This is a genomic window from Streptomyces glaucosporus, from assembly GCF_039533345.1.
Lineage (GTDB): Bacteria > Actinomycetota > Actinomycetes > Streptomycetales > Streptomycetaceae > Streptomyces > Streptomyces glaucosporus.
In genome coordinates this window covers 134,250-151,263 of sequence record NZ_BAAATJ010000016.1, presented here as the reverse complement: position 1 = coordinate 151,263, position 17,014 = coordinate 134,250, and the positions used below count along the sequence as shown (strand labels likewise).

Below are 17,014 nucleotides of genomic sequence, written 5' to 3'. Positions count from 1 at the left end.
GGCGGGGCCGCCCCGCCGCCCGGTGCGGAAGCCGGGTGGGCCCGGGATCAGGAGGCGGTCGCCGCCTCCGCGTCCGCCCCCTCCGCGGCGGCGGCCGGGCCGGACCGCCCGCTCCGCCCGGCCAGCGGGACCAGGGCGATCATCGCGGCCCCCACCACACCGGCGAGGGCGAACATCGTGAAGCCCCAGCCCTCGGCGCCCTGCGCCAGCAGGACGCCGCCCAGCCAGGGGCCGGCGACCGCTCCGGTGCGGCCGACGCCGGTCACCCAGCCCAGCCCCGCGGCCCGCTCGGCCGGGCCGTAGACGGTGTGGGTGGCCGCGTAGACCATGGTCTGGGCGCTGAACAGCCAGATGCCGGTGACGAACACCACCGCGTAGGTGACCCACAGCGACAGGTGCGCGCCCATCAGCAGGGCGCCGCAGGCCGTCAGCAGGAACCAGACCGCCGAGACCCGCACCGCCCCGAAGCGGTCGGCGGTCCGTCCGGCGATCAGCATGCCGACGATGCCGCCCGCGTTGATGACCATCAGGAAGCTGACCGAGGAGGTCAGGCCCCAGCCCGAGGCCCGCATCATCTGCGGCAGCCAGGTGCTCACGCCGTAGACCAGCAGCAGGCCGCAGAACGAGGCGGCCCACAGCAGCGGAGTGGCCCAGCGCGCCCCCGGCCGGAACAGGGCGAGCACCGCCTCCCAGCGGCCCCTGGCGCCGCCGGGCGGGGCCTGGGCGGGACGCGGCCGTTCCATGCCGTACCGGTCGGCGATCGCCTCGGCCTCGGCCCGCCGTCCCCTGGCGAGCAGTACGCCGGGGGACTCGGGGAACCAGCGCAGCAGCAGGGGCACGGCGACGACGGCCGGCAGCACGCCCGCCCAGAACACCGGACGCCAGCCGTGCTCGGGCGCGATGGCCAGTCCCAGGCCCGTGGCCGCCATGCCGCCCGCGTGGTAGGAGGTCATCAGCACACCGGTGGCCAGGGCCGCCCGGCGGGGCGGGGCGAACTCCAGCACCACGGCCAGGCAGATGGGCATCAGACCGCCCAGGCCCAGGCCGGAGAGGAACCGCCCGGCGCCGAAGAGGGCGACGCCGCCGGCCAGCGCGCACAGCGCGGAACCGGCGGAGAACAGCACGATGCTGGTGATCAGCGTCGCCCTGCGGCCGAGCCAGTCGGTGACGTTGCCGGCCACCAGGGCGCCGATCAGCATGCCGAACGTGGTCCAGCTGCCGATGCTGCCGGCCGAGCCGGGAGTGAGGCCCAGACCGGGGTCGTCGAGCATGTGCGGCATGACCGCGCCGTAGATGTTGACGTCCATGCCGTCGAAGAAGACGGCGAGCCAGCTCAGGCCGAGCACCGCCGCGACCGAGCGGAAGCTGTGGGTGCGGCCGGGTGCGGCCCGGTCCGCGGGGGACGGGGGAGATGCGGACATGGGAATCCTTCGGGGGAGAGAAGCGGCCGGGACGGGGCCGGGGCCCGCCGGGGGATCAGAACGGGTAGTGGGCGTGCCGGCCCGCCAGGGTCACCCAGCGGGTGGAGGAGAAGGCCTCGATGCCCCAGCGGCCGCCGAACCGGCCGTAGCCGGAGGCGCCCACACCGCCGAAGGGCGCCTGCGGCTCGTCCGCCACCGACTGGTCGTTCACATGGACGATGCCGGTCCTGATCCGCCGTGCGACGGCCAGCCCGTGGGTGCCGTTCTCGGTGAGGATGCCGCAGGTCAGCCCGTGGTCGGTGTCGTTGGCGAGGGCCACGGCCCCGTCGTCGTCGGCGAAGGTGTACAGCGAGCAGACCGGGCCGAACGCCTCGCCGCGGTGGAGGTCCATCTCCGGGGTGATCCCGGTGAGCACGGTGGCCGGGTGGACGGCGCCGTCCGGTTCGCCGCCGCCGGTGAGCACGGTGGCGCCCTTGCCGACGGCGTCCTTCACCAGGGCGGCGACGCGCCGGGCGGCGCCGGCGCTGACCAGGGGGCCGACCACGGTGGCGGGGTCGGCGGGGGAGCCGGCCGGCAGCGAGGCGACCTTCGCCGTGAACTTCTCGGTGAACTCCTCGGCCAGGGACTCGTGGACCAGCACCCGGTCGCCCGACATGCAGATCTGCCCGGCGTTCATGAAGACGCCGAAGACGGCCGCGTCCACCGCGTAGTCGACGTCGGCGTCCTCCAGGACGATGATGGCGTTCTTGCCGCCGAGCTCCAGGACCGCGGGCTTGAGGTGCCGGGCGGCGTGGGTGCCGATGATCCGGCCCACGCCGGTGGAGCCGGTGAAGTTCACCGCCCGCACCTGCAGAGCGGCGACCAGCGCCTCGGCCACCTCGGCGGCGTCCTCCCGCGCGTTGCTGACCACGTTGAGCACGCCGTCGGGCAGGCCCGCATCGCGCAGCACCTCGGCGACGAAGTAGCCGCAGGCCAGCGGGGCGTCCTCGCTGGGCTTGCACACCACCGTGTTGCCCGCCGCCAGCGGGGCGGCCACCGCCCGGACGCCGAGGATCAGCGGGGCGTTCCAGGGGGCGAACGCGGCCACGACGCCCAGCGGTTCGCGTACCGCGAGGCCGAGCGCGCCGGGCTCCTGGGAGGCCAGGACCTCGCCGCGGGGCGCGGTGACCGCGGCGGCGGCCTCCCGGAGGATGTCGGAGGCCAGTCGCACGTTGAACATCGCCCACGGCAGCGTGCCGCCCGCCTCGCCCGCCATCAGCTCCACGGCCCGCCGACCGCGGTCCTGGAGCAGGTCGGCCGCCCTGAGCAGGATCGAGCGCCGCTCGAACGGGCTGACCTCGGCCCACGCGGGGAAGGCCGCGTCGGCGGCCGCCACGGCCCGCGCCACGTCCTCGGGCCCGCCGGCGGCGACGGTGGCGTACACCTCCCCGGTGTAGGGGTCGACGTCCTCGGTGGTGCGCCCGGAGGCGGCCGGTACGTCCTTGCCGTCTATCAGCAGGTCGCGGTGCACGGACATGGGCGAGCTCCTTTGCTCGGCACCGGGGTGGCGCCCGGGGCCTCACCGGGCAACACGTTGTTCGCCTGGTGAACTTTAATTCAAAAACATTGGTGCAGGGGAGTCTGCGAGCTGCTGGAAGACGTGTCAAGAGGCCGCGCGCACCGCGGGCCGGCCGCCGAACCCCTGGTGAGGGCGTGGAAGGAGCGCGGGGCCCGCGGCGGGCGGCCGGAGGAACACGGAAGCCGGCCCCGGTGGCGGGGCCGGCTTCCGTGCTCCGGAGAGCGGTGCGGCCGGCCGGGGCCGGCCCGTCCCGTCAGGTGGAGTCGCGGACGACGAGCGAGGTGGGGAGGAGGACGTGGTGCCGGGCGCTCCCGCGTTCGCCGATCTCCTGGAGCAGGAGCTCCGTGATCGTCCGGCCGATCTCCTCCACCGGCTGCCGCACGCTGGTCAGGGGCGGATCGGTGTGCCGGGCGACGATCGAGTCGTCGAAGCCGACCACCGCCACGTCGTCCGGGACCCGCCGCCCCTGCCGGCGCAGCTCGGCGAGCGCGCCGGCGGCCATCACGTCCGAGGCCGCGAAGACCGCGTCCAGGCGGGGGTGGCGCTCCAGGAGGGAGCGCATGGCGGAGCGGCCCCCCTCCTCGGTGAAGTCGGCGGGCGCGACCAGGCTCTCGCCGGCCTCCCGGCCGGCGTCCCGCAAGGCTTCCCGCCAGCCCTGCAGCCGGCTGTCGCCGACGTCCATGTCCTGGGGGCCGGCGATGGTCGCGATCCGGGTCCGCCCCCTCTCCAGCAGATGGCGGACCGCCTCGCGGGCGCCTCCCACGTTGTCCGAGTGGACGTGGTTCAGGGGCTCGGCGGGGGACCGGCGGCCGGCCAGCACGGTCGGCAGCCCGAGTTTCTCCAGCAGACCGGGCAGCGGGTCGTCGCGGTGCACCGAGACCAGCAGGACGCCGTCCACGCGGCGGGCGGTGAGGAAGCGGGTGAGCTGGTCCAGTTCGCGCCGGTCGCGGACGAGGGTGAGCAGCAACTGGATCTGGGTGCCCGCCAGCCCGTTGCTCACCCCCCGGATCACGGCGGAGAAGTAGGGCTCCGACCCCAGCCGGCTCTCCGACTCCGGGATGACCAGGGCGATGGAGTCGGTCCGGCTGGTGACCAGGGAGCGGGCGACCGAGTTGGGCACGTAGCCGAGTTCGGCGATCGCCGCCTGCACCGCCGCCCTGGCCTCGTCGCTGACGAGCGGGGAGCCGTTGAGGACCCGGGAGACCGTGGTGCGTCCCACCCCGGCCCGCGCGGCCACGGTTTTAATAGTTGGCCGCTGAGTGGCCCCCATGGGTTTGCCCGCCTCCCCTCGTCCTGCCGCGCCGAGCACGGCGCTCACCTGCGCATTGTGCCAGAAGGCGGAGCCGCGACCGCCGCGGAGACGGTGCGCCCGACGACGTCCGCCGAAACGGAATCGTCTTCTCTTCTTGACATCGGCCTTCTGGATCGAGAGTCTTCCACAACCTGATGGGAACGCTCCCACCCGCGAATGGAATCGTTCCCACCGTCGTTGTCGGGCAGGGGACGGCCCGACCAGTTCGCATCGCGGCGTTCCGGCGCCGCCGCAGGAGGACTCCATGGGCAGAGCCCGCAAGCTGTTCGGTACAAGAGTCGTAGCCGCCGCCTCGGCCGCGGCCCTCGCGCTCGTCGCGGGCTGCTCCGGCGGCGACGACGGTGAGAGTGGACGGACCAAGGACGGCAAGACCGTCATCACCATGGGCCTGTACGGCGTCATGGGCCTCAAGGAGACCGGGCTCCTCGAGAAGTACATGAAGGAGAACCCGGACATCGTCATCGAGGCCGAGGTGGCCGGCGACGAGCAGACCTACTACACCGCCCTGCAGACCCGGCTGGCGGCCGGCAGCGGCCTGAAGGACATCCAGGGCATAGAGATAGGCCGGGCCAAGGAGCTCGCCGACACCCGCGCGGACAAGTTCGCCGACCTCTCCGACGTGCCGGACACCGACCACTTCCTGCCCTGGAAGCAGAACCAGGTCACCACCGGCGACGGCAAGGTCATCGGCCTGGGCACCGACATCGGCCCGATGGCGGTCTGCTACCGCAAGGACATGTTCGAGAAGGCGGGCCTGCCCACCGACCGCGACGAGGTCGCCAAGCTGTGGGAGGGCGACTGGTCGAAGTACGTCGAGGTCGGCAAGGACTTCAAGTCCGGGTTCAAGGACGACGGCGTCGCCTACATGGACAGCGCCAGCGGCCTGTTCAACGCCATGATCTACGGCGACTCCGAGCAGTTCTACAACAAGGACGGCGAGCTGATCTACCAGGACAACCCGGTCGTCAAGGAGGCCTGGAAACTGGCCTCGGAGGCCTCCACCGGCGGGCTGACGGCCAAGCTGCGCCAGTTCCAGCCCGGCTGGGACCCCGGTCTGGCCAACGGCACCTTCGCCACCGCCGTCTGCCCGGCGTGGATGCTCGCCCACATCAGCGAGAAGGCCGGCGAGGCCAACAAGGGCAAGTGGGACGTCGCCAGGGCCCCCAAGGGCGCCAACTGGGGCGGCTCCTTCCTCGGGGTGATGGAGAGCAGCCCGGTGAAGGAGGAGGCCAAGAAGCTGGTGGCCTGGCTGACCGCACCGGAGCAGCAGGAGCACATCTTCAAGGAGATCGGCAACTTCCCCTCCTCCGAGAAGGCTCTGGAGTCCGAGGTGGTGACGGGGGCGAAGTCCGAGTACTTCAGCGACGCCCCGATCGGGCAGATCTTCGGCGCCGCCGCCAAGGAGATCCCCGACGAGCAGGTGCTCGGCGCCAAGGACGGCACCATCAAGGACACCTTCTCCCAGGGCCTCCAGCTCGTCGAGCAGGGCAAGAGCCCGGAGGAGGCGTGGAAGACCACGGACGAGCGCATCAAGAAGGCGGTCGACTGACCCGGCCCGTCCATCCGTGAGGTCCCCGGCGGCCACCGCCTCCCCGCGCGGTCGCCGGGGGCCTCGTCCCACCCCGCACTCCAGGAAGGAAGCCCTCCGTGGCCACCTCCACCTCGGCATCCGGAGCCGGCGGGCCGCAGAGCGCACCGGCCGCCCCCGTCAAGGAGCACCGCCCCGGCCGTGACCGGCCGAATCCCCGGCGGTCCTGGCGCACCCTCCTCCACCGGTTCGACATCAAGGCCGCGCCCTACGCGTTCGTCGCCCCCTTCTTCGTCGTCTTCGCGGCCTTCAGCTTCTACCCGCTGCTGTACACGGCCTGGATCTCCCTCCACGACGTGGAGCTCGCGACCATGGACATCATGGAGTGGGAGGGCTTCGGCAACTACACGGAGCTCTGGCAGGACGAACGCTTCTGGAACGCGCTGGTGAACACCTTCACCATCGGCGTGATCTCCACCGTCCCGCAGCTGCTGATGGCGCTGGGCCTGGCCCACCTGCTCAACTACAAACTGCGGGGCTCGGCGTTCTTCCGGGTCGCGGCCCTGACGCCCTACGCGACCTCGATCGGCGCCGCCGCGCTGGTGTTCACCATGCTCTTCGAGCGCGACTTCGGAATGATCAACTGGTTCCTCGGCCTGTTCGGGTTCGACAACGTCGACTGGGAGAGCAGCAAGTGGCCCGCCCAGTTCGCGATCTCCTCCATCGTGATCTGGCGGTGGACCGGCTACAACGCCCTGCTGTACCTGGCGGCGATGCAGGCCATCCCCCGGGACCGCTACGAGGCCGCCGCCATCGACGGCGCCTCGCGCTGGCAGCAGTTCACCACGGTCACCATCCCCGGCATCCGCTCCACGATCGTCTTCACCATCGTGCTGTCCACCATCGGGGCCACCCAGATCTTCGGCGAACCGCTGATCTTCGGCCAGGGCCCCAACGGCGTCAGCGGCGGAGCGGACAACCAGTACCAGACGCTCGGCCTGCTGCTCTACGAGGAGGGCTGGAAGAACTACGAGATGGGCCGGGCCGCCACGGTCGCCTGGGCGATGTTCCTCCTGCTCGTCCTCGTCTTCGTCCTGCAGCGCGTCGTCAAGCGCCTCACGTCCCGTCCGTCCTGACCAGGGAGCGGTAAACCCATGACCACCGACACCGTCCCGCCCCGGGCGGACGCACTCGAACCGCTCACGGGGGCCACCCCGCCCCGGAACCGACGACTCCGGCTGTCCATGCGGCCGGGGGCCGGACAGCAGCACAAGGCCGGGCCCGTCGCCTACGTGCTGCTCGCCGTGGCCTCGCTGCTCTCCCTGTTCCCGCTGTACTGGACGATGGTGGCGGCCTCCACCGACAACACCCGCGTCTCCCAGACCCCGCCGCCGTTCCTGCCCGGGCCGAACCTGTTCAAGAACCTCTCGGCCGCGTGGGAGGACGCGGCCATGGGCAAGGCGCTGACCAACAGCTTCATCGTCGCCACGACGATCGCCCTGTCCACCGTGCTCTTCGCGACCCTGGCCGGCTTCGCCTTCGCCAAGCTGCGCTTCCGCGGCCGCAACATCCTGCTGATGCTGGTCATCGGGACGATGATGATCCCGCCGCAGCTCAGCGTCGTCCCGCTGTTCATGATGATGACCGAGCTGGGCTGGGGGCAGAAGCTGCCCGCGGTCATCTTCCCCACCCTGGTGAGCGCCGTCGGCGTGTTCTTCATGCGGCAGTACCTGTCGGAGGCGCTGCCGGACGAGCTCATCGAGGCGGGGCGCGTGGACGGCGCGCACAGCCTGCGGATCTTCTGGAGCATCGTCCTGCCGATCGCCCGGCCCGCGATGGCCGTGCTGTTCATGATCACGTTCGTGCACGCCTGGAACGACTTCTTCTGGCCGTACATCGTGCTCGACATGACCAACCCCACCATCCCGGTCGCCCTGACCCAGCTCAGCTCGGGCTACATCCGCGACCAGTCGCTCATCATGGCCGGCGCCCTGCTCGGCACCCTGCCGCTGCTGGCCATGTTCATCGTCTTCGGCAAGCAGATCGTCGGCGGCATCATGCAGGGCGCGGTCAAGGGCTGACGCCCCGCTCCCGGGCGTTCCCCCGAGCGCCCGCCCGTCGTTATCCATCCGTACCACCGCCGACAGGAAGGACCTTCGTTGGCCACCGAATCCCGCACCCCCCGGACCGGCACGGAGACCCGGGACGCCCTCGCGTTCCCGCCCGGTTTCCTCTGGGGCACCGCGACCGCCGCCTACCAGATCGAGGGCGCGGCCGACGAGGACGGCCGCACCCCCTCCATCTGGGACACCTACTCCCACACGCCCGGCAGGGTGCGCAACGGGGACACCGGCGACACCGCCTGCGACCACTACCACCTCTGGCGCGACGACGTCGGGCTCATGGCCGACCTCGGCGTGGGCGCCTACCGCTTCTCCGTCTCCTGGCCCCGCGTCCAGCCCACCGGCAGCGGCCCCGCCTCGGCCAAGGGCCTGGACTTCTACAGCCGCCTGGTGGACGAACTGCTGGACAAGGGCATCAAGCCGGTCGTCACCCTCTACCACTGGGACCTCCCCCAGGAGCTGGAGGACGCCGGCGGCTGGCCGGAGCGCGACACGGCCCACCGCTTCGCGGAGTACGCGGGACTGGTCGCCGACGCCCTCGGCGACCGCGTCACGATGTGGACGACGCTGAACGAGCCGTGGTGCAGCGCCTTCCTCGGCTACGGTTCCGGCGTCCACGCCCCCGGCCGCACCGACCAGGTGGACGCGCTGCGCGCCGCCCACCACCTCAACCTCGCCCACGGCCTGGGCACCGGCGTCCTCCGCGACCGGCTGCCCGCCGGGGCGCAGACGTCCGTCACGCTCAACATCCACCACGTGCGGTCCCTGACCGACAGCGACGCCGACCGCGACGCCGCGCGCCGCATCGACGGCGTGGCCAACCGGGTCTTCACCGGGCCCATGCTGCGCGGCGAGTACCCGGAGGACGTCCTGCGGGACACCGCGCACCTGACGGACTGGTCGTTCGTGCGCGACGGCGACACCGAGGCCATCCACCAGCCCATCGACTTCCTGGGCGTCAACTACTACAGCCCCACCCTCGTCTCCGCCGCCTCCGGCCCCGGCTCCCACAACGCCGACGGGCACGGCGTGAGCGAGCACAGCCCCTGGCCCGGCGGCGACGACGTGGCGTTCCACCAGTCGCCCGGGAGCACCACGGCCATGGGCTGGGCGGTGGACCCCAGCGGACTGCACGAACTGCTGCTGCGGGTGAAGGGCGACTTCCCCGGCCTGCCGATGGTGATCACCGAGAACGGGGCGGCGTTCGACGACTACGTCAACCCCGAAGGCCGGGTGAACGACCCGGAGCGGATCTCCTACCTCCACGGCCACCTCGCCGCGGTGCACCGGGCCATCGAGGACGGGGCGGACGTCCGCGGCTACTTCCTGTGGTCGCTGCTGGACAACTTCGAATGGGGCTACGGCTACAGCAAGCGGTTCGGCGCGGTGTACGTCGACTACGCCACCCGCAGGCGCATCCCCAAGGAGAGCTTCCGCTGGTACGCCAAGGTGGTCCGCGACGGCGCCCTGCCGCCGGCGCCGTCCGCCTGACCGTCCCTCCCGTGCGGACTCGGCGGGCCCGGCCGTCACCGGCCGGGCCCGCGCCCGTGCGGGACGACGGGGCACGGCACCCGGAAGGAGGCGGCCCGCTGAAGGGCCGTCAGGCACGAGCGGCGGCGGAGTGGGCCGCCGGCCACGTCGCGCACGACCCCGCCCCGGTGGGCGGGTTCCTCAGCGGCCCGACGGTCTGGCTGGACGGCGGGGACGAACTGCCCGCCACCTCGGACGCGGACGTCACGGCCGTGACGGCCACCGGGCCGGCGCCGGCCAGGACGGGCAAGTTCGCCCGCGGCGGTGTCCTGCCGGAGGCCACCCGCCTGCCCGCCTTCACCGACCTCCTCGCCGACCCGGGCGTCGCCTCCCCGGCGGACCCGCGGCGCGGGGTCCGGGAGACCCGGGCCTTCCCGCCCCGGCCGAGGAAGGTCGCGGGGGAGATCGCCGGCTCCCATCCCTCCCATCCGGAGACCGTGGACTGGACCCGGCCGCCCCGCGCTCTCAGCGCCGCCTTCGCCGCAGCCCGAACCGGGACCGCCGGGACGGCTTACCCGCCGGCGGCTCCTCCGCCCGCGGCTCCTCCGTACCGGGGGAACCGCCGGACGGGGCACGCCGCTCGCGCCACTCGCGCACGACCTGCTCGGCGTCGAACGGCGCCAGCCGGAGCGGAGGGCCGGGCGGCGGCATCCTGAGCGCCTTGCGGATCTTCTCGTTGACCTCCGCCACGATCCGCCGCGCCCCGGCCTCCGACGGGGCGCGGAGGGCGGCCTCCAGGGCGTCCTCCGCCTCCTTGCGCAGCGCGAGCGCCGGCGGCAGGAAGGACAGCCCCTCGCGCTCCATCTTCTTCCTGACCCACCACAGGTCGTCGTAGGGCCGGTCCAGTTCGGGCAGGGGCCTGCCGGCCCCCGGCAGGCCGTCGAACCCGCCCTGTTCGGCCGCCACCCGGACCTGCCGGTCCACCCACGTCTCGAAGCTCACTCCGGGCGGTTTGCGTTCGGTCACGGTGAGCTCCTCCCTGGCGCGGCCGCGCCGTGGTCCTCGCCCGACACGGCCATGGTAGGGGCGCGTCCGGCCCGGCCGGGAAACCCGCGGGCGGGAAACACCGGACGCAAACCTTCCGGCGCCGATGAGTTCCGGCCCGCCGGACGGTCTGCCCCTCGAACGCCCCGAGCGGGGAAACAGTGAGAGAGCAGGAGCAGGCCATGGCCAAGGTGACACTGACCGCGTTCACGACACTGGACGGAGTCGTACAGGCCCCCGGCGGCCCGGACGAGGACCGCGACGGCGGATTCGAGCACGGCGGCTGGCTGGCGCCCTACGTCGACGAGGACATGAACCGCTTCGTCCTCGAGGCCTTCCGCACCGCGACCGGCCTCCTGCTGGGCCGCAGGACGTACCAGATCTTCGCCGCCCACTGGCCGCAGGTCACCGACGCGGACTACCCCATCGCGGGCAGGCTCAACGCCCTGCCCAAGTACGTCGCCTCCCGGACCCTGGAGAAGACCGAGTGGCACAACTCGACCCTGCTCACGGGGGACGCCGTGAAGGAGGTCGCCGAGCTGAAGGAGCGGCTGGAGGGGGAGCTGCAGATCCACGGCAGCGGGAACCTCGCGCACAGCCTGATGGCGCACGGGCTGATCGACGAGTACCGCCTGATGGTCTTCCCGGTCCTGCTGGGGACGGGGAAGCGCCTGTTCGCCGACGGGACGGCGCCGGCCGCCCTGGACGTGGTGGACTCCAGGACGACCGGTGCCGGGGGCGCGATCCACGTCTACCGTCCGGCGGGACGGCCGGAGTACGGCCTGGTCGGAAGCTAGCCGCTCCGCCCGCGGGCGCCGCCGGGACCGCGGAACGGGGCCCCGGCGCCCCGCCGCACCCCCGGCCGGTGGCCGGCTGCTCCGGACGAGACGGCCTGGGCCGTGTTTCAGGCGGGTCCCAGGTGGTGCGGGCGGCCGGCCATCCGGTGAGGTCGCCCGCGATCCGGTTGATGCCGGCCCCCGAGGATGATGTCATGCTCACGGCGTTCGCTGTCGCGGCGAACGACCTCGCAGCCGCCGTCGCCCGGCACGGCGACGGCGGCGAACCAGGCGCGATCATCCCGGCCGGGCCGGATGGCGAGGAAGGTGCCGTCCGCTGGGGCGGACGTGCCAGACGCCCGGCGGTATGAGGGATCGACGACCAGCCCGGACCGGTGCACCACACGGACCGTGAGGAGCTCTCCATGGACCATGAGGACGTCGACGCCGCTGTGGCGGAGATGCTGCGGGTGCTCAGCCCCCATACCGCCGAGGACTGGACGGTGCCGGCGGGGGCACTCGAATGGACCTGCCGGCAAACGGCGGCCCACATCGGCCACGACCTGCTGGCCTACGCAGGGCAGCTGGCGGCACGGCCCACCGACGCCTACCTTCCCATCGACCTGAACGTCCGCCCCACCGCCTCACCGGCCGAAGTGCTCCAGGCCGCCGCCGCCTGCGGCGGACTGCTCAGCAGCGCCCTGGCCACGGCCAGTCCGGCCCTGAGGGCCTGGCACTGGGGCCCGTGCGACCCCGGAGGGTTCGCCGCGATGGGCGTCGCCGAAATCCTGCTGCACACCTACGACATCACGCAGGGACTGTCCGTGGACTGGCTGCCGCCGGCGCCGCCGAGCGCGGCAGTGCTCGACCGGCTCCTCCCCGCCGCCCCGCCCGGAGACCCCACTCGGGTACTCCTGTGGTGCACCGGCCGCGGAGAACTCGACGGCCTCCCCCGCCGGACCTCATGGAGGTGGGAAGCGGCACGACCGGACTGACCGAGCCGTCCCCGGCGAACGCTCCCGGCCACAGCGCTAGCCGCGCCCCTCCCCGTCCGTCCGGGCCCGGGCGGCGAGGTCCTCCAGCAGGCGCACCGCCCGGCGGGCGCGGTCGTGGGGCACGAAGAGGTGGTCGTGGTGGAAGCCCGCCACCACGTTGCAGCTCGTCCCCGCCGCGGCCAGCTCGGCGGCGACGGCGGCGGTGAGGCCCACGGCGTCGAGCGCGGAGTGGATCCGCAGCGTGATCCGGCCGGCCACGTAGTCGTAGCCGAGCCCGGCCGCGTCGGCCTCCTCCCGGGGCAGCACCAGGGTGAGGCCCTCCTCCTCGGCCACGGTGACCACCGGGGCGACTCCCGGAGGGATCCGGCCGCCGGGGACGGTGGTGAAGACGTACTCGCCCGGGGTGAGTTCCGGGCGCATCCCGGCCAGCAGCCTCTGAAGGTCCCTCTCTCCCGCCACAGCGGCATCCTACGGCCCCTCCCCGGCGGCCGGCGCCGGGGCGACCGCCGGGCGGCCCGCCCACGGATACCCGCAATCTCCATACCCAAACAGTGAGTTAGAGCACCTCGAAACGGTGGGGTAGCCTCGCTGTGGTCTGCGCGTTCGCCCCATCGGGACCGCGCGGACCCACGAGAGTGGAGCAGCTCCGTCCGCCGTTCGACCTGCGGAACGGGCGGAGCCGGCGTACGGGGCGGGATCTGGTGGCGACGGACGGAACGAGGGCGGAGATGGTTGACACCACGGCCGGCGAGGCTCGCCCCAGAGGGCGTGCCGGGGGCGGCGCACGGAGCGTGGGCAAGGCGGGGGAGGAGGAGCTGCGCCAGCTCCTGGCCGGACTGACCGCCGTCCGGGACGGAGACTTCGGCACCCGGCTGCCGGACGGCGCCGACGGCCTCCTCGGCGAGATCGCCAAGGTCTTCAACGGCATGGTGGACCAGCTCTCGCTGTTCACCTCCGAGGTGACCCGGGTCTCCCGCGAGGTCGGCAGCGAGGGCCGCCTCGGCGGCCAGGCCCACGTGCCGGGCGTCGGCGGGGCCTGGCGGGACCTGACCGACTCGGTCAACTTCATGGCCGGCAACCTCACCACCCAGGTCCGCTCCATCGCCCAGGTGACCACCGCGGTCGCCAAGGGCGACCTGTCGCAGAAGATCACTGTCGACGCGCGCGGCGAGATCCTGGAGCTGAAGAACACCATCAACACGATGGTGGACCAGCTCTCCGGGTTCGCCGACGAGGTGACCCGGGTGGCCCGCGAGGTGGGCACCGAGGGCCGCCTCGGCGGCCAGGCGGACGTCAAGGGCGTCTCCGGCACCTGGCGGGACCTGACCGACTCGGTCAACTCCATGGCCGGCAACCTCACCAACCAGGTCCGCAACATCGCCCAGGTCGCCACCGCGGTCGCCAAGGGCGACCTGTCGCAGAAGATCCGGGTGGACGCGCGCGGCGAGATCCTGGAGCTGAAGGAGACCATCAACACGATGGTGGACCAGCTCTCCGGGTTCGCCGACGAGGTGACCCGGGTGGCCCGCGAGGTGGGCACCGAGGGCAAGCTGGGCGGCCAGGCCACGGTGCGCGGCGCGTCCGGCACCTGGAAGGACCTGACGGACTCCGTCAACGTGATGGCGTCCAACCTCACCAATCAGGTGCGTTCCATCGCCCAGGTCGCCACCGCGGTCGCCAGGGGCGACCTGTCGCAGAAGATCACCGTCGAGGCCAAGGGCGAGGTCGCCGCGCTCGCCGACGTGATCAACAGGATGGTGGACACGCTCTCCGCCTTCGCCGACGAGGTGACCCGGGTGGCCCGCGAGGTGGGCACCGAGGGCATCCTCGGCGGTCAGGCCCGGGTGCCCCACGTCGCGGGCACCTGGAAGGACCTGACCGACAACGTCAACTCGATGGCGAACAACCTGACCGGCCAGGTCCGCAACATCGCCCAGGTGACCACCGCGGTCGCCCAGGGCGACCTCACCCGGAAGATCGACGTCGACGCGCGCGGCGAGATCCTGGAGTTGAAGACCACCATCAACACGATGGTCGACCAGCTCTCCGCCTTCGCCGCGGAGGTCACGCGCGTGGCCCGCGAGGTCGGCAGCGAGGGCCGCCTCGGCGGCCAGGCGGAGGTCGAGGGCGTCTCCGGCACCTGGAAGCGCCTGACGGAGAACGTCAACGAGCTGGCCGGGAACCTCACCCGGCAGGTGCGCGCGATCGCCGAGGTCACCAGCGCCGTCGCCCAGGGCGACCTGACCCGCTCCATCACGGTCGACGCCTCCGGCGAGGTGGCCGACCTGAAGGACAACATCAACTTCATGGTCCAGTCCCTGCGGGAGACCACCCGGGCCAACCAGGAGCAGGACTGGCTCAAGACCAACCTGGCCCGCATCTCCGGCCTGATGCAGGGCCGCCGCGACCTGGCGGTCGTGGCCGAGCTGATCATGGACGAGCTCACCCCGCTGGTCGACGCCCAGTACGGCGCGTTCTACCTCGCCGAGGAGGACCCCTCCGGGGAGACCGAACTGCGTCTCATCGGCTCCTACGGCCACCCGGAGGCGACCGAGGGCGAGGCGCCCCGGTTCCGGATGGGCCAGTCCCTGGTCGGCCAGGCCGCCCGCAGCCACCGCACCATCACCGTCGACGACCTGCCCCCGGGCTACGTCACCGTCTCCTCGGGGCTGGGCGCCACCGACCCGACCAGCCTGATCGTGCTGCCGATCCTCGCGGAGGACCAGGTGCTCGGCGTCATCGAACTGGCGTCGGTCACCCCCTTCACCGCGGTCCACAAGGACTTCCTCGGCCAGCTCATGGAGACCGTGGGCTTCAACGTCAACACCATCATCGCCAACGCCCGCACCGACGAGCTGCTGGCGGAGTCGCAGCGCCTGGCGGCCGAACTCCAGGCCCGCTCCGAGGAGTTGCAGGTCCAGCAGGAGGAACTGCAGCGCTCCAACGCCGAACTGGAGGAGAAGGCCGCCCTCCTGGCCTCCCAGAACCGCGACATCGAGACCAAGAACCTGGAGATCGAGCAGGCCCGGCAGGAACTGGAGGAGCGGGCCCGGCAGCTGGCGCTGGCGTCGAAGTACAAGTCGGAGTTCCTGGCCAACATGAGCCACGAACTGCGCACCCCGCTCAACAGCCTGCTGATCCTCGCCCAGCTCCTGGCGCAGAACCCGACCCGCAACCTCACCCCCAAGCAGGTGGAGTACGCGGGCATCATCCACTCCGCCGGCTCCGACCTGCTGCAGCTGATCAACGACATCCTGGACCTGTCCAAGGTCGAGGCGGGGAAGATGGACATCAACCCCGAACGCGTCCCGCTGCGCCGCCTGCTGGACTACGTCGAGGCCACCTTCCGGCCGCTGACCACCCAGAAGAGCCTCAACTTCACCATCAGCACCGCCCCCGGACTCCCCGTCGACCTGTTCACCGACGACTCCCGCCTGCGGCAGGTGCTGCGCAACCTGCTGTCCAACGCGGTGAAGTTCACCGAGGCCGGCGGAGTCCGCCTGCGGATCGAACCGGTCGACCCGTCCGAGGTGCCCGCCTCGGTCCGCATGCACGGCTCGGCCATCGCCTTCCGGGTGGAGGACACCGGCATCGGCATCCCCGAGCAGCAGCTGGAGAGCATCTTCGGGGCCTTCCAGCAGGCCGACGGCACCACCAGCCGCAAGTACGGTGGCACCGGGCTGGGCCTGTCCATCAGCCGCGAGATCGCCTACCTGCTGGGCGGCGCCATCACCGTCGAGAGCGTCCCGGACCAGGGCAGCACGTTCACCCTCTACCTGCCCGTGGCGCGCCCCGACTTCACCGGCGGGGTCGCCGCGCCCCGGGACGGCGACGCCCCGCAGGAGGAGACCGCCGCGCTCCCCGGCGAGGAGCGGGCCGCCCTCGTCCCGCCCCGCCCGCACAAGCGCCGGCTGCTGGTCATAGAGGACCGCCCCCGCGGCCTGCTCTCCCTGGTCGCGGAGAACGCCGCGGCCGACCTCGCCGAGGGCGGGCACGACCCGGAAGGCTCCGTGGAGATCGTCACCGCCGTCGGGGAGCAGGAGGCGGCCGCCGCGCTCGCCGCCGAGGCGTGCCACTGCGTGGTGCTCCAGCTCGACATGGCCGACGGGACGGCGCTGCGCTTCCTGGAGGCCATGGACGGCGACGCGGCCCTGCGCCGCGTCCCGGTCCTCGCCCACAACAACCGGCGCCTGGACCCGGAGCAGGAGCGCGCCCTGCGGTCGCGCGCCGACAGCCGGCCCATGGAGCTGCTCTCCAGCCTGGACGAGCTCCGCGAGCGCATCGCCCTCCACCTGACCGCGGAGGAGCCGGGCGACGTGCTCCCCCTGGTCCGCTCCGAGGAGGCCGCCGAGCCGTTCGCGCCGAGGGAGATCGACCAGGCGCTGGCGGGCCGCACCGTGCTCGTCGTCGACGACGACGCCCGCAACGTCTACGCCCTCACCGGCATCCTGGAACTCCACGGCATGCACGTGCTCCACGCCGACAACGGCCGCAAGGGCATCGAGACGCTCTCCGCCAACCCCGGCATCGACCTGGTCCTGATGGACGTGATGATGCCGGAGATGGACGGTTACGCCGCGACCGCGGCGATCCGGTCGATGCCGGAGTACGCCGCGCTCCCCATCATCGCGGTGACGGCCAAGGCGATGCCCGGGGACCGGGAGAAGACCCTCGCCGCCGGGGCCAACGACTACGTCACCAAGCCGCTGGACGCCCGTGACCTCATCGCGTGCATCCGGCGCTGCCTGGGCGTGTAGTCCGCGGCCCGGCCATCCCCCCGTCCGTCG

General features: G+C 72.4%; 11 protein-coding genes and 1 pseudogene. 7 read left to right on the top strand and 5 right to left on the bottom strand.

Annotated features, from left to right (window positions below):
* Positions 1 to 47: 47 nt before the first annotated feature.
* From ABD358_RS17985 to ABD358_RS17975, 3 genes are all read right to left on the bottom strand, one after another.
* Positions 48 to 1,421 (bottom strand): MFS transporter, encoded by a 1,374-nt coding sequence (locus ABD358_RS17985; protein ID WP_344632066.1) that lies wholly within the window; start codon positions 1,419 to 1,421, stop codon positions 48 to 50.
* Between the two features lie 55 nt (positions 1,422 to 1,476).
* A complete protein-coding gene (locus tag ABD358_RS17980) occupies positions 1,477 to 2,937 on the bottom strand; it encodes an aldehyde dehydrogenase family protein (protein WP_344632065.1) in 1,461 nt (486 codons plus the stop codon).
* A 295-nt stretch (positions 2,938 to 3,232) separates the two neighbouring features.
* Positions 3,233 to 4,249, bottom strand: a complete 1,017-nt coding sequence (locus ABD358_RS17975) for a LacI family DNA-binding transcriptional regulator (protein ID WP_344632078.1) — start codon at positions 4,247 to 4,249, stop codon at positions 3,233 to 3,235.
* A 286-nt stretch (positions 4,250 to 4,535) separates the two neighbouring features.
* Here ABD358_RS17975 and ABD358_RS17970 point away from each other — a divergent pair, with 286 nt between their 5' ends.
* The 4 genes from ABD358_RS17970 to ABD358_RS17955 all read left to right on the top strand — a co-directional run bounded on the left by ABD358_RS17970 (position 4,536) and on the right by ABD358_RS17955 (position 9,433).
* Positions 4,536 to 5,840 carry an ABC transporter substrate-binding protein gene (locus ABD358_RS17970; protein ID WP_344632064.1) on the top strand — a complete coding sequence of 435 codons (1,305 nt, stop codon included), beginning with the start codon at positions 4,536 to 4,538 and terminating at the stop codon, positions 5,838 to 5,840.
* A gap of 98 nt (positions 5,841 to 5,938) precedes the next feature.
* Positions 5,939 to 6,955, top strand: a complete 1,017-nt coding sequence (locus ABD358_RS17965; protein WP_344632063.1) for a carbohydrate ABC transporter permease — start codon at positions 5,939 to 5,941, stop codon at positions 6,953 to 6,955.
* An 18-nt stretch (positions 6,956 to 6,973) separates the two neighbouring features.
* The gene (locus ABD358_RS17960; RefSeq protein WP_344632062.1) at positions 6,974 to 7,900 is read left to right on the top strand and encodes a carbohydrate ABC transporter permease; all 927 of its coding nucleotides are present in this window, start codon (positions 6,974 to 6,976) and stop codon (positions 7,898 to 7,900) included.
* A gap of 78 nt (positions 7,901 to 7,978) precedes the next feature.
* Positions 7,979 to 9,433, top strand: a complete 1,455-nt coding sequence (locus tag ABD358_RS17955) for a GH1 family beta-glucosidase (RefSeq protein WP_344632061.1) — start codon at positions 7,979 to 7,981, stop codon at positions 9,431 to 9,433.
* A gap of 612 nt (positions 9,434 to 10,045) precedes the next feature.
* Here the strand turns inward: ABD358_RS17955 and ABD358_RS17950 are convergent.
* Positions 10,046 to 10,438 (bottom strand): annotated as a pseudogene (locus tag ABD358_RS17950) (DnaJ family domain-containing protein); the annotation flags it as partial.
* Between the two features lie 200 nt (positions 10,439 to 10,638).
* On the opposite strand from ABD358_RS17950, the gene ABD358_RS17945 reads away from it, so the two are divergent.
* Positions 10,639 to 11,253 (top strand): dihydrofolate reductase family protein, encoded by a 615-nt coding sequence (locus tag ABD358_RS17945; protein WP_344632060.1) that lies wholly within the window; start codon positions 10,639 to 10,641, stop codon positions 11,251 to 11,253.
* Between the two features lie 404 nt (positions 11,254 to 11,657).
* Positions 11,658 to 12,227 carry a maleylpyruvate isomerase N-terminal domain-containing protein gene (locus tag ABD358_RS17940; RefSeq protein WP_344632059.1) on the top strand — a complete coding sequence of 190 codons (570 nt, stop codon included), beginning with the start codon at positions 11,658 to 11,660 and terminating at the stop codon, positions 12,225 to 12,227.
* Positions 12,228 to 12,263: 36 nt separating this feature from the next.
* Here ABD358_RS17940 and ABD358_RS17935 read toward each other — a convergent pair whose 3' ends face one another.
* Positions 12,264 to 12,686 (bottom strand): ACT domain-containing protein, encoded by a 423-nt coding sequence (locus ABD358_RS17935; RefSeq protein WP_344632058.1) that lies wholly within the window; start codon positions 12,684 to 12,686, stop codon positions 12,264 to 12,266.
* Between the two features lie 269 nt (positions 12,687 to 12,955).
* Here ABD358_RS17935 and ABD358_RS17930 point away from each other — a divergent pair, with 269 nt between their 5' ends.
* The gene (locus tag ABD358_RS17930; RefSeq protein WP_344632057.1) at positions 12,956 to 16,984 is read left to right on the top strand and encodes a HAMP domain-containing protein; all 4,029 of its coding nucleotides are present in this window, start codon (positions 12,956 to 12,958) and stop codon (positions 16,982 to 16,984) included.
* Positions 16,985 to 17,014: the final 30 nt, after the last annotated feature.